This is a genomic window from Psychrobacillus sp. BM2 (assembly GCF_048572895.1).
Taxonomy (GTDB): Bacteria; Bacillota; Bacilli; order Bacillales_A; family Planococcaceae; genus Psychrobacillus.
In genome coordinates this window covers 2,538,068-2,551,768 of record NZ_CP183878.1, presented here as the reverse complement: position 1 = coordinate 2,551,768, position 13,701 = coordinate 2,538,068, and the positions used below count along the sequence as shown (strand labels likewise).

The following is a 13,701-nucleotide window of genomic DNA, read 5'->3' as shown; positions in this document are numbered from 1 at the left end:
ATAGCTAACATCGATTTGGGATGGGGGTTTCAAATCAACCTTGGAGGCAAAAAAATGAGAAAAGTATTAGTTGTGGATGATGAAAGTTCAATTGTAACTTTATTAAAATATAATCTTGAAGAAGCTGGTTTTGAAGTCATAACAGCAAGTGATGGCTTAGAAGGACTTAATAAAGCGTTGGATGAAAAGCCTGAGGTTATTGTACTAGATTGGATGCTGCCACATATGGATGGCATGGAAGTCTGTAAAGAGCTTCGTTTAAAGAAAGTACAAATCCCTATTATAATGTTAACTGCAAAAGATGAAGAATTCGATAAAGTATTAGGTCTTGAACTAGGTGCTGATGATTATATGACGAAGCCTTTTAGTCCAAGAGAGGTTACTGCGAGAGTAAAAGCAATGATTCGTCGTTCTAGTATTTCTACTGAGCATAAGCAAGAGAAAACAAAAGAAGAAATGTATACTTTTGGTACGCTACAAGTATTTCCAGAACGTTTTGAAGTGCTTTTAAACAATGAGGTCATTGAGTTTACTCCAAAAGAATTTGAGTTACTTGTGTATTTAATCGAAAACAAAAATCGAGTGTTAACACGTGATCAGCTATTAAGCGCAGTATGGAACTATGATTTTGCAGGCGATACTCGTATAGTAGATGTCCATATTAGTCATTTACGTGATAAAATTGAAGAAAATAGTAGAAAGCCTAATTTCATCAAAACAATTAGAGGACTAGGATACAAGTTTGAGGAGCCTAAGAGCTAATGAAATCATTTCATTCCAAACTTTTTAGAACTTATTCTATTATGATAGGGTTAATATTAGCTTGTCTAGGACTTATACTTGGACAGCTTTTTCCTATTTACGCTAAAAGCTCCTCTGAAAAAGTCATAAACACAAAAATTGATGAAGTATCAAATTATATAGGCACAACAGGACTCACAGTAGATGAGCAACGGGATATTACGGAAATGTTAGCATCGTCATTCTCTCAAACTGAATTGATCAATGCCCATTCCTTATGGTTGTTTTTATTCATCATTATGAGTATTACTTTTCTTGTTGCACTGTTTTTAGGGACAAATATTTTCAAAAAGTTTGCGCAGCCAATCGAGCATTTGACAGAAACTGCCATGGAACTAGCTCGAGGGAATTATCGAATTCGTGCCTTTGAAGATGAATTTTCTGGAATGTCCAAGCTAAGTAACTCTATTAATATACTCGCACGAAATTTACATGATATATCCGTCATGAGAGAAACTGAAAAAGAACGTTTAAAAACGTTAATCGAGAATATGGGTAGTGCCCTAATTATGATTGATCGTAACGGGTATATTACGATTGTGAATCGTTCGTTTTTAAAGCAGCTTGACATTTCGTTCAAAGATGTTGATGGAAAACTATTTAATAAAATCGGTCTTCCAAAAAAGATTGAGGCGTTCATTGATCACTTATTTTTGACCGAGGCTTCTAATCGGGAACAAATATCGATAAAGAAAAACATACATACTTATTTTATGGATGCTTATGGAGCGCCGGTTATCGGCGAGCATGGAAAATGGCTTGGTATAGTGGTAGTAATGCATGATATTACGGAGCTTGTAAAACTGGAGCAAGTTAGAAAAGATTTTGTGGCGAATGTATCCCACGAATTGAAGACACCTGTCACTAGTATAAAAGGATTTTCAGAAACATTATTGTATGGCGCGTATAAAAACGAAGAAACATTACTTTCCTTCCTCGAGATAATTCACAAAGAAAGTAATCGACTTCAAATGCTAATTAATGACTTATTAGATCTTTCAAAAGTAGAACAGGTAGGATATGAAGTGAATTTACAAAAGGTCAACTTATTGGAAGTTGTTGAGCGAAGTAAAGAGATGACTAGTCATATTGTAGAAGAAAAGAATATGCGTCTCGAAATGATATATAGCAAACCAGTCTATGTATTAGGTGATTTAAATCGCTTAATACAAATCACGATGAATTTATTGATGAATGCGCTGACCTACTCCCCTGAGGATAAAACGGTGACTATATCCATTGATCATAACGATAAATGTGGAATATTCCGTATTCAAGATGAAGGAATAGGAATATCGAAAGATGAAATTGGCAGGGTTTTCGAGCGTTTTTACCGAGTGGATAGAGCTAGAAGTAGAAACTCAGGAGGAACTGGTCTTGGATTAGCAATTGTTAAGCATCTAGTCGAAGCCCATCATGGTTTACTAGAAGTAGAAAGCGAAGTAGGAAAAGGTACTGTCTTTACTGTATCAATTCCGCTTGTTAAAAGTTAATGGAGGTCTTTATGAATAACCAACCCTTTATCCCTATAATTATTGGGACAGATATGAATGCCTACAATATGGCAATTTCTTTTCATGAGGAATACAATATTAAGCCAATATTAGTAGGTAAAGAAGAAATGTCATTTACCAAATGGAGTAGCGTGATTGAACATATAGAGATTCAACCAAATTTATGGGATAAATCCGCTTTTGTTCAGGTACTTTTGGATGTGGCACAGAAGTATAAAATAAACGATAAAAAGTTGCTATTAATTGGAACAAATGATTTTTATGTGCGATTAATAATTGAAAATGCTGACGCTTTAAAAAAAATGTATGTTTTTAACTATATGTCGGAAGAATTAATGAATAATCTACTTGTGAAATCAAATTTCTATAAACTTTGTGAAGAGCATGGGATTGATGCACCAAAAACATATTATTATTCATGTGCAAAAAAAGCAGCATTTACAGAGGATGTACTCTTTCCATTAATCATAAAACCAAGTAATGGTGTTATGTATTACAAAAACAAGTTTCCTGGTCAGCAAAAAGTTTATCGTGTAGAGTCAAAGGCAGAACTAGATGATGTGATTAGCAAAGTAAATGCTAGTGGTTATACGGAAGACTTAATCATTCAGGATTATATTCCTGGGGACGATACGTATATGTGGGATTCGGTATTCTATATGAGTTCTGAAGGTAAAGCCCAACTTAGCACACTTGCACAGGTAGTTCTTCAAGAGCATACAGTTACGGCTATTGGTAACTATACAGCACTTATCACTCGATATAATGAGGAACTAATGAAAAAGCTACAACACTTTTTAGAAGCAATAGGTTATGTCGGATTTGCAAACTTTGACTTGAAATTCGATGAGCGTGATGGGAAGTTTAAAGTATTTGAGGTAAACATTCGACAAGGGAGATCTAGTTATTATACAACTGCACTGGGACATAATATGGCCCGTTATTTTGTAGATGATGTTATTTATCAAAAGGAAAAAGCCCTTACTTTGTTGAATGAACATTATTTGTTTACCGTGGTGCCTAAAATCGTATTAAAGAAATTTGTTGAAAATGAAGAGATTCAACAAGAAGTAAGAATGCTTTTGAAATCCGGTAAATGGGGAAATCCACTTTTTTATAAGAAAGACAAGCATTTTACGCGTAAGCTATTTTTAGTTGCACGTCAGTTCAATTATTATAAAAAATATAAAAATAATAATTGGTAAGGAAATATTTACAAATCATTCACAATACATTAACAATTATTTGTTACATTTAATTAGACCCCTTTTCCAAACGATTTACCTAAAAAAAAGCTAGCATTGTTGCTAGCTTTTTTTATTTAGGTATTTTAAGAAAAAGTTCTATACAATTTGTCCTTAAAAGTGTGCTTGCGCTTTCCTAAAAGATTAAGAAAGTATATAAAAATGTCCTATGAATACTAGGTTCATGAAACTTAAGAGAACAAACAATCCTATGATTTTGGTTTCAGGTGGGGGTACAAAGGCTAAGAACGCCACCTCGTGTGGCAACGCCTTCGTGACCAACCTCCTGTTGGCCTCCGCGGGAGTTGTCTCAGCCTCCTCGCTGGAAAACATATGCTCCTGCGGTTACTCGTCGTGAAGACATTGCCCAAACAAAGTTTGGCCAATGTCTTCGCTGCGGGGTCTTCACCTAACGCTGTTCCCGCTGGAGTCGCCACCTTCCACTACAATCAATATGACGTGTAGTACTCTACTATCAGATTTGGCATAGCTTATCGCTTAGATAATAATAGCATTCAAAGTTAATATAGTGATAAAACCGTCTGTTGTATTAAGAACACTATTTTGTAATTAATAATGAAGCAAGTAGATTTCCTTTTTTCACTAGTGGAAATAAAGAAAAATAGTAAGTAGTTACTAAATTAAGAAGCTAATAGCTAACGAAATTGCATCTTCGAGAGCTTACTCTATGAATAAGAAAGTATCTTATCTCTAGTTATCCAAAAATGCACTAACCTGTTTCTAAAAGTTGTAGGAGGGTGAAGTACAGACACAAGCCATAAAATTATCGAAAAAAAGGGATGCTGGTTGGTTGTGACGTCCGTCACAACCAACCAGCATCCCTAAAAAATCACTCGGTAATCCTAGAGCAAAACGTCTGTCCAAAGCACTTCGAAAACGATAAAAACAGGTTTTGATCTTAAAGGACTGGGCCTTTTTTTGCCCGTTTTTTTTATTTGCTTTTATGTAAGAATGACTGTTCCAACTAAACCTCTTAAAATATTAACTTACCATTCTTTTGTGCTTTAAATCTATGTATTATCAAATATATGAAACAACTATCCTATTATTTTTGAAACCATTTACCAAGTTAAACCGTAAAAGGAAGTATACATAAAAAGGAGGAAAAGTTATGAGTACTAAAAGGTTACTAACTATTATCGCCATGTCTTTAATCGGCATTATATTATTATCAGCAGTTTTTACTTCATGGTATACAGTAGATGAATCAGAACAAGCAATCGTCATTACATTTGGTGAAGCAAGCGAACCAATAGTCGATCCGGGATTGAAGTTTAAAATGCCTTGGCCAATTCAATCAGTTGAAAAACTCTCCAAAGAAACATTTAGTCTTCAATTTGGTTACAACCAAAAAGCAAACGGAGAAATTGAGTCATTTGATAAAGATACAAAAATGATCACAGGGGACGACAATATCGTCTTAACGGATTTAGTTGTCCAATGGAAAATAACAGATCCTAAATCCTATTTGTTTAATGCTGAAAACCCAAAAGAATTACTTCATGATGCAACATCTGCTTCTATTCGTTCGGTTATTGGGAACTCCAAAATAGATGATGCTTTAACATCAGGAAAAGCACAGATTGAGAGTGACACGAATGATCTATTACGCTCGTTAATAGAAAAGTATGATATTGGAATCACTGTCTTAACAGTAAAATTACAAGATGTGGAGCTTCCAAATGCAGAAGTTCGATCTGCTTTTACCGCTGTGACAGACGCGGAAGAAACTAAGAATACAAAAGTAAATCAGGCAGATAAATATAAAAACCAAAAGCTAAGTGAAGCAATTGGAGAAAAGGATGCCATAATTTTAAATGCGACAGGTTATAAAACTGCACGGATTGAACAAGCAAAAGGGGACGTAGCGTTGTTTGATAAACTATATGCAGAATATCAAAATAATAAAGAAATTACGAAACAACGATTAGTAATGGAAACATTAGAAGCTGTTTTACCAAATGCAAAAATGTACATTATGAATGATGAGGGTGGAACGATGAAATATTTACCCCTTCAATCATTAGATACAACAAAACAAGTTGTACCACCTGCAACGGAAACAGATGCTAAAGCAGAGGAAGGGAGCGGTAAATAATGGCGGACAATAAAAATCCATTCTCTAATTTAGAAGCTAAATTTAAAACGGTTGAAAACAAACCTAGTAAAGCACCAAAGGAAAAAAAACCAGTAGACTATAAAAAATACACGAAGCCATTCATCGCAATCTTTTTGGTTTTTGTCCTTTTCATTATCGCATTAGTGAATGTATATGTGGTCAAAGAAGGAGAGTTTAAAGTAATTCGCCAATTCGGGGAAATTAAAGATATTAAAGATACACCTGGTCTTCATATGAAAATACCATTTTTACAAAGTGTAACAACAATTCCTAAACACCAAATGAACTACAAATTATCAGAGGCGGAGATCAATACAAAAGATAAACGTCGAATCATTATAGATAATTATGCTGTTTGGAGAGTAGTGAATCCAAAAGAAATGATTTCAAGCGCAGGTACATTGGTTGGAGCTGGCTCTCGTATGGAGGAATTTATCTATTCGGTCGTTCGTTCAGAGCTAGGTCAATTAGAATATAGTGAGATTATTAATGATGAAAATTCCTCAAGAGGAAGCTTAAATGATCAAATAACTAGTCACGTGAATAAGTTATTGAAAAAGGATAATTACGGAATTGAAGTATTAGATGTTCGTATTAAACGTACAGATCTACCTCAGGAAAATGAGCAATCTGTTTACAATGAAATGATTTCAGAAAGACAAAGTATTGCACAAAAATTCTTATCTACTGGTGATGCAGATAAACGTCGTATTGAAGCGGACACGGATCGAGAAGTTCGGGAAATGCTAGCTAAAGCTAATAAAGATGCAGCGGTGATTAAAGCGGATGGAGAAGCAGAGGCAGCACAAATTTATAACGATAGTTTCTCGAAGGATCCTGAATTCTATTCCTTATACAGAACGTTAGAATCTTATAAGAAAACAATTGGGGAAGATACGATGATAATCATCCCATCTGATTCACCATATGCGAAAATTTTATCCGGTTACTTAGAATAGTATATGAATCGTCATTCCCCTTACTGTCATGGTAAGATATAGGGAATGACGTTTTTATTATGAAGGAGTGAATGTATATGTCATCCGAAAAAATTCTATTATTAGACGGCAACAGTTTGGCTTACCGAGCTTTTTTTGCCCTGCCCTTATTAACTAACGAACATGGCATACATACAAATGCAGTGTATGGCTTTACAATGATGCTTCAAAAAATTATGGAAGAAGAAAATCCAACCCATATGTTAGTGGCATTTGATGCTGGAAAAACAACTTTCCGTCATTCTACATTTGGCGAATATAAAGGTGGGAGACAAAAAACTCCTCCAGAGCTTTCAGAACAATTCCCTTATATACGTAAGTTGATCGATGCGTATGGCATTAAGCGATACGAACTGGAAATGTATGAGGCGGACGATATTATTGGGACATTAAGTAAGCAAGCAGATGACAAAGGTCAGCAAGTCGTAATCGTTTCTGGAGATAAAGATTTAACGCAGCTAGCGACAGAAAAGACTACTGTATATATTACACGTAAAGGCATTACGGATATTGAAAAATACACACCTGAACATGTGCAAGAAAAATATGGTTTAACCCCTTTACAGATTATTGATATGAAAGGCTTAATGGGGGATGCATCAGATAATATTCCTGGAGTGCCTGGTGTCGGAGAAAAAACTGCTATTAAGCTTTTAAAGGAACATGGTTCAGTAGAGGATCTGTATAAAGCACTTGATAAAGTAAGTGGTGCCAAGTTAAAGGAAAAACTTGTTGCCAATGAAGAACAGGCAATTATGAGTAAGACATTGGCAAAGATTGAAACAGATGCACCAATAGAGCTCTCTATTAAGGATATTTCATATAATGGTCCGAATATGGAAGATGTAATTGAAATTTGGAAGGAACTATCCTTTAAAACACTTCTGGAGAAATCAGAATATGTTTCGGAAGAGCCAGAAACGACTGAAGTAGAATTTCAGATTCTTGAACAAATTGACTCCACTATTTTAGAGGATGTAATGGCGGTACATTTAGAAATGTATGATGTGCAATATCATACAAGTGAACTATTAGGCATTGCTTTGTCGAATGGTGAAAAATGTTATTTTGTAGCAGGTGAAGTAGCTTTTCAGTCCAATGAGTTTTGTTCATGGTTCGCAAATGATTCAACCAAAAAATATTTAGCAGATTCAAAAGCAACTCAAGCAGTGAGTAGAAAACATGGTGTTAGTGTTCGCGGAGTTGAATTTGATCTACTATTAGCAGCGTATATAGTAAATCCAGCCATTTCGTCAGAGGACGTCGCAGCTATTGCAAAAGAATTTGGTTACTCTAATGTGTTGGCAAATGATAGTGTTTATGGAAAAGGCGCTAAAAAATCAATGCCCGAAATCGAGAAAATTGCAGAACATGCGGCTAGAAAAGCAAAGGCAATATGGGAGTTAAAGTCGAAATTAGAAGTAAAGCTAGAAGAAAATGAACAATACGCATTGTATAAAGAGTTAGAACTACCACTTGCTTCAATACTCGGTACGATGGAATCGGATGGAGTATTGGTGGATAAACAAATACTAGTAGAAATGGGTCATGAGCTAAATATTAAATTACGGGCGATTGAACAAGATATTTATACACTAGCTGGGGAAACTTTTAATATTAATTCACCTAAACAATTAGGGGTAATATTATTTGAAAAAATAGGTCTTACACCTATTAAAAAGACGAAAACAGGCTATTCCACCGCAGCGGATGTTCTCGAAAAACTAGCAAGCGAACATGAAATAATCGAGCAAATTCTTTTATATCGTCAATTAGGTAAGCTCAATTCGACGTATATTGAAGGATTGCTAAAAGAGATTCATGAAGACGATGGGAAAATCCATACACGTTATCAACAAGCGCTAACCTCAACAGGGCGTCTGAGTTCGATAAATCCAAACTTGCAAAATATACCGGTGCGTTTAGAAGAAGGTAGAAAAATACGTAAAGCCTTTGTTCCTTCTCAACCAGGATGGATAATGTTTGCTGCGGATTACTCACAGATTGAATTACGTGTTCTTGCGCATATGTCTAAAGATGAGAACCTAGTAGATGCTTTTAATAATGATATAGATATTCATACTAAAACAGCTATGGATGTCTTCCATGTAGAGCAGGAAGCTGTGACATCCGATATGCGTCGTGCTGCCAAGGCGGTTAACTTTGGTATCGTGTATGGTATTAGCGATTATGGCTTATCACAAAATCTAGATATTACTAGAAAAGAAGCGGCGAAATTTATCGAGAATTATTTAAATAGTTTTCCAGGGGTAAAGGAATATATGGATGATATTGTTCATGATGCAAAACAAACAGGATATGTTACTACAATTCTAAATAGAAGAAGATATTTACCAGAAATAACAAGCTCTAACTTTAATTTGCGAAGCTTTGCAGAACGTACAGCGATGAATACACCAATTCAAGGAAGTGCGGCAGATATTATTAAAAAAGCAATGATAGACATGGCAGAAAGATTAAAAATAGAAAATATGCAAACGAAAATGTTGCTGCAAGTACATGATGAACTTATTTTCGAGGCACCTCCCGAGGAAATTGCATTATTAGAAAAAATAGTTCCAGAAGTAATGGAAAATGCTATTAAGCTGATTGTACCTCTTAAAGTGGATTATGCCTTTGGGTCATCCTGGTACGACACAAAGTAGGAGGTAACCTAGATGCCTGAATTACCAGAAGTAGAGGGTGTGTTACGCGCCCTTCAACCTATTGTTACTGGAAAGACTATTAACTCAGTTGTTGTTTCTGAGACCATTTATAGATCAAAGGCGAATGGAAAAGAGGCAATTATTAAAGGGTTAGATGTAGAACAGTTTTGTTTAGCTTTAGCAGGTGCAAAAATCGATCATTTAGAAAGACGATCTAAATATATTTATTTTCACCTTCTAAAGAATGGATACCCTTATATGCTTGTCTCCCATTTGGGTATGTCAGGAGCGTGGTTTTCTGTGAAAAACTTGCATGAGATAACAGAAGATAAATTTAGAAAACATGCGCATGTTACTCTCTATTTTGAAGAGGGTGACATGCTAGTCTATGCGGATATTCGACGATTTGGCGAATTGCGTTTCTTAGAAACAGAAGCGGACTACCCTCCTTTATTATTAATGGCACCGGAGCCATTTGATCAATATGCATTAGATCATTTTTTGCATATGAGTGCATTACCTAAATACGAAAATAAAGCGATAAAAGAATTCATCATGGATGGTCATATCGTATCTGGCTGTGGCAATATTTATGCAACGGAAGCGTTATTTCGTATGAGAATACATCCAGCTCGAAAAGTAAAACGAATTAGCAGAGAGCGAAAAATTCAATTATTTCAAGAAATAGTAATTGTCCTGCTCGATAGTATTGAAAATGGTGGTAGTACGATTTCCGATTATCGCACTATTAACGGTGGGGCAGGGAATATGCAAAATAGACTTCAAATGTATGGCAAAAAAGAGTGTTTAGTCTGTTGTTCGAAAACAAAACAGAAGACAATCGGTGGTCGTACATCGACCTACTGCCCAGCATGTCAGAAATAAGGGAGCAAACATATGATTATCGGATTAACAGGAAGCATCGCTAGTGGGAAAAGCACTGTTGCAAATATGTTAAAGGAAATGGGTTTTCCCATTATAGATGCAGACCTTGTCGCTCGTATTGTAGTTGAAAAAGGAACTGCGACTCTTGAAAAGATTAAAGAAACATTTGGTACAGAGGTTATCCATAAAGATGGATCCTTAAATCGGGAAGTCCTAGGAGAAATCATTTTTTCTAATCCTTCTAAAAGGAAGCAATTAAATGATATTATGCATCCTGCTATCCGAGCAGAAATGTTAGCTCAAAAGGAGCGTCTAGTTCAGCAGGGATATCCAGTCATTATTATGGATATACCATTGCTTTTTGAAAGTAGATTGCAATCCTTTGTGGATAAAGTTCTTGTTGTAACGGTAACTGAACAGACTCAACTAGAAAGATTGATGTCTCGAAATGGATTTACGCAGGAAGAAGCTAAATTACGTATTCAATCCCAACTACCATTATCCGTTAAAGAAAAAGGTGCGGATGCGGTTATTTATAACAATGGAACCATAGAGGAAACTAAACAACAATTGATAAAAGTATTAACGACGTGGGAACAGACAAACTAAAATGATACCGCTGATTTTCGTTTAAGGTGGAGTACAAAGGCTAAGATACGGGTCATGCTCCTGCGCAAAGCTCGTCGCAAAAATAATTTGGCAGTCGTTGCGATCGCAATGTCGCGTCCTTAGACTGTCATCACCTCTATGAATAGGAAAGTATCTTTTCTCTAGTTATCCAAAAACGCACTTACCTGTAGGAGGGCGAGGGACAGATAAAGTGAAACTTCAGTCAGTGGGCTTCATTCCCCACTGATTGAAAATGGAACCAAGGCAACTAACGCCGCATCGTGCGGCAAAGCCTGAGTGACCAACATCCTGTTTGCCCGAACCACTCGGGCATTAACGGGCAGTTCTCTACTGCCCGTTAATGCGGGACAAACGCCATAAGATTACCGGAAAAAAGGGATGCTAGTTGGTTGTGACGTCCATCACAACCAACTAGCATCCCTAACGTCTGTCCAGAGCTCTTTGAAAACGATAGAAACAGGTTTTTACTTTATTAGGTTCCTGCGCATTTCTGAAACAAACGGTGAGTTGTTTGAAAATATCGACTTTTAAATTTTTGTTTTTGGGGCTGCACAATAAATAAAATGTGTTATACTAATTCAAGGTTAGAAAATAATAAGTATCACATAGTTACAGGGGGATTTTTCATATGGCAGTTTCAATTGCGATTAATGGTTTTGGCCGTATTGGGCGTATGGTTTTTCGTCAGGCAATAGCACAAGAGGACTTAAATGTGGTAGCGATTAATGCAAGATACCCATTAGAGACATTGGCACATCTTATTAAATATGATTCTACACATGGTATTTTCGCTGGAAATATTGCATTAGAAGAAAATGCACTAATTGTAAATGGTCAGCGTGTTCAAATTGTGGATGATCGAGATCCAGCAAATTTACCTTGGAAAGAGTTAAATGTGGATATCGTTATTGAATCCACTGGTAAATTTAATGATGGTGAAAAAGCTGCGGCACATATCGAAGCTGGTGCCAAAAAGGTAATTATTACTGCTCCTGCAAAAAATGAAGATGCAACAATTGTTATGGGAGTAAACGATGATAAGTTAGATTCATCGATTCACCATATTATTTCAAATGCTAGCTGTACTACAAACTGCTTAGCACCCGTAGTTAAAGTGTTGAATGACAAATTTGGTATTGAAAATGGACTAATGACTACTGTTCATGCATATACAAACGATCAAAATAATCTAGACAATCCACATAAGGATTTAAGACGTTCACGTGCATGTGGTCAATCGATCATTCCAACTTCAACAGGAGCTGCTAAAGCACTTACACTTGTATTACCAGAGCTTCAAGGAAAGATTCATGGTATGGCGTTACGTGTACCAACTCCGAATGTTTCTTTAGTAGATTTAGTAGTAGATTTGCAAAAAGATGTTACTGCAGAAGAAGTAAATGAGGCTTTCGTTAATGCATCTGAAGGCGCAATGCAAGGTATTTTAGGTATTACAATGGAACCACTAGTATCCATCGACTTTAACACTACTACACTATCTACAACAGTAGATGGTTTAACTACTATGGTTATCGGGGAACGTAAAGTAAAAGTTCTTGCATGGTACGATAATGAGTGGGGTTATTCTGCTAGAGTGGTTGACCTTACTAAAAAAGTAGCTTCATCCCTATAATTATCTAATCCTCTTTCAAAAAATTAGAAAGAGGATTTATTATTTCTTGCATAATTTTATAAAACAACATATAATGAGAATCGTGTTACTTTACTTGTACACCGACTACTTAAAGGGTTAGGACCTCTTTGGACTAACTTTCCCCCGTGGTAGTCAACTTTGAGGTTAAAAATAAACTTATCAAAGGGGGAAACGGACATTGGAAACAATGGGACGTCACATTATTGCAGAACTATGGGAGTGCGATTTCGACAAACTTAACGATATGCAATTTATCGAGCAAACATTTGTTGATGCTGCACTAAAATCTGGTGCAGAGGTCAGAGAAGTTGCATTTCACAAATTTGCACCACAAGGTGTAAGTGGAGTCGTTATTATTTCCGAATCGCATTTAACGATTCACAGCTTTCCAGAGCACGGTTATGCGAGCATTGATGTGTATACATGTGGTGATTTAGATCCATCAATCGCAGCTAACTATATTGCAGATGCTCTTAATGCTGGAACACGCGAAACGTTAGAAATGCCACGTGGTATGGGACCGGTAAAAAAGCCTGCATCACGAATGACAGTTCAAGCGTAATAGAATTTATACCTGACTGAGTGAGCAGAGGAAGAGATTCCTCTGCTTTTTCGATTTTATGGCAGAATATTGTTATAATAGATACATAAAACTACCGAGAAGAATTAGGAGAGGTCTATATGAGATGCCCAACTTGTCAATATAATGGCACAAAAGTTGTCGATTCTCGTCCTGTGGATGACAATAAGGCAATCAGAAGAAGGAGAGAATGCGAAGATTGTGGGTTTCGTTTTACTACGTTTGAAAAAGTAGAAGAGACACCATTAATCGTTGTAAAAAAAGACGGTTCCAGGGAAGAGTTTAGTCGTGAAAAAGTGTTGCGCGGACTAATTCGTGCTTGCGAAAAGAGACCGGTTGCGTTAGAACAATTAGAAAATATTGTTTTTTCTATTGAGAAAGAATTACGAAGAATGGGTAATGCAGAAGTGAAATCAGAAGACGTAGGAGAAATAGTCATGGACAAGCTAGCAGAAGTTGACGAAGTAGCTTACGTTCGTTTTGCTTCCGTCTACCGCCAATTTAAAGATATAAATGTATTTATCGATGAATTAAAGGAAATTTTAAAGAAAAACCCTTCGCTATAAGTCGCCATTCTAAATTTAACAAA

The 13,701-nt window shown here is 36.1% G+C and carries 11 protein-coding genes; all 11 read left to right on the top strand.

The annotated features are described in order from the left end of the window. The first annotated feature begins 54 nt into the window (after nt 1–54). A complete protein-coding gene (locus tag ACN6MX_RS12480) occupies nt 55–762 on the top strand; it encodes a response regulator transcription factor (protein WP_419959225.1) in 708 nt (235 codons plus the stop codon). Beyond that, nucleotides 762–2,294 carry a two-component system histidine kinase PnpS gene (gene pnpS / locus ACN6MX_RS12475; RefSeq protein WP_419959224.1) on the top strand — a complete coding sequence of 511 codons (1,533 nt, stop codon included), beginning with the start codon at nt 762–764 and terminating at the stop codon, nt 2,292–2,294. Before ACN6MX_RS12480 ends, pnpS begins: the two co-directional genes overlap by 1 nt. 11 nt (nt 2,295–2,305) lie before the next feature. Continuing rightward, nucleotides 2,306–3,520, top strand: a complete 1,215-nt coding sequence (locus tag ACN6MX_RS12470; RefSeq protein ID WP_419959223.1) for a carboxylate--amine ligase — start codon at nt 2,306–2,308, stop codon at nt 3,518–3,520. 1,171 nt (nt 3,521–4,691) lie between these two features. After that, nucleotides 4,692–5,678 (top strand): FtsH protease activity modulator HflK, encoded by a 987-nt coding sequence (gene hflK, locus ACN6MX_RS12465; protein WP_419959222.1) that lies wholly within the window; start codon nt 4,692–4,694, stop codon nt 5,676–5,678. Next, nucleotides 5,678–6,658: a protease modulator HflC gene (gene hflC / locus ACN6MX_RS12460; RefSeq protein WP_419959221.1), complete on the top strand. Its 981-nt coding sequence runs from the start codon at nt 5,678–5,680 to the stop codon at nt 6,656–6,658. The genes hflK and hflC overlap by 1 nt, the downstream gene beginning before the upstream one ends. A gap of 77 nt (nt 6,659–6,735) precedes the next feature. Beyond that, on the top strand, nt 6,736–9,363 hold the full coding sequence (gene polA / locus ACN6MX_RS12455) for a DNA polymerase I (protein ID WP_419959220.1): 2,628 nt from the start codon (nt 6,736–6,738) through the stop codon (nt 9,361–9,363). Between the two features lie 12 nt (nt 9,364–9,375). After that, nucleotides 9,376–10,248, top strand: coding sequence for a bifunctional DNA-formamidopyrimidine glycosylase/DNA-(apurinic or apyrimidinic site) lyase (gene mutM / locus ACN6MX_RS12450; protein ID WP_419959219.1), 873 nt, complete (start codon nt 9,376–9,378; stop codon nt 10,246–10,248). 12 nt (nt 10,249–10,260) lie between these two features. Then, complete coding sequence (gene coaE, locus ACN6MX_RS12445) at nt 10,261–10,857, top strand: dephospho-CoA kinase (protein WP_419959218.1); 597 nt, start codon at nt 10,261–10,263, stop codon at nt 10,855–10,857. A gap of 649 nt (nt 10,858–11,506) precedes the next feature. Beyond that, nucleotides 11,507–12,511, top strand: a complete 1,005-nt coding sequence (locus tag ACN6MX_RS12440; protein WP_419959217.1) for a glyceraldehyde-3-phosphate dehydrogenase — start codon at nt 11,507–11,509, stop codon at nt 12,509–12,511. 199 nt (nt 12,512–12,710) lie between these two features. Beyond that, nucleotides 12,711–13,094, top strand: a complete 384-nt coding sequence (gene speD, locus ACN6MX_RS12435; RefSeq protein WP_093060429.1) for an adenosylmethionine decarboxylase — start codon at nt 12,711–12,713, stop codon at nt 13,092–13,094. Between the two features lie 119 nt (nt 13,095–13,213). Then, nucleotides 13,214–13,678, top strand: coding sequence for a transcriptional regulator NrdR (gene nrdR, locus ACN6MX_RS12430; protein ID WP_090564205.1), 465 nt, complete (start codon nt 13,214–13,216; stop codon nt 13,676–13,678). The last annotated feature ends 23 nt before the right edge of the window (nt 13,679–13,701 follow it).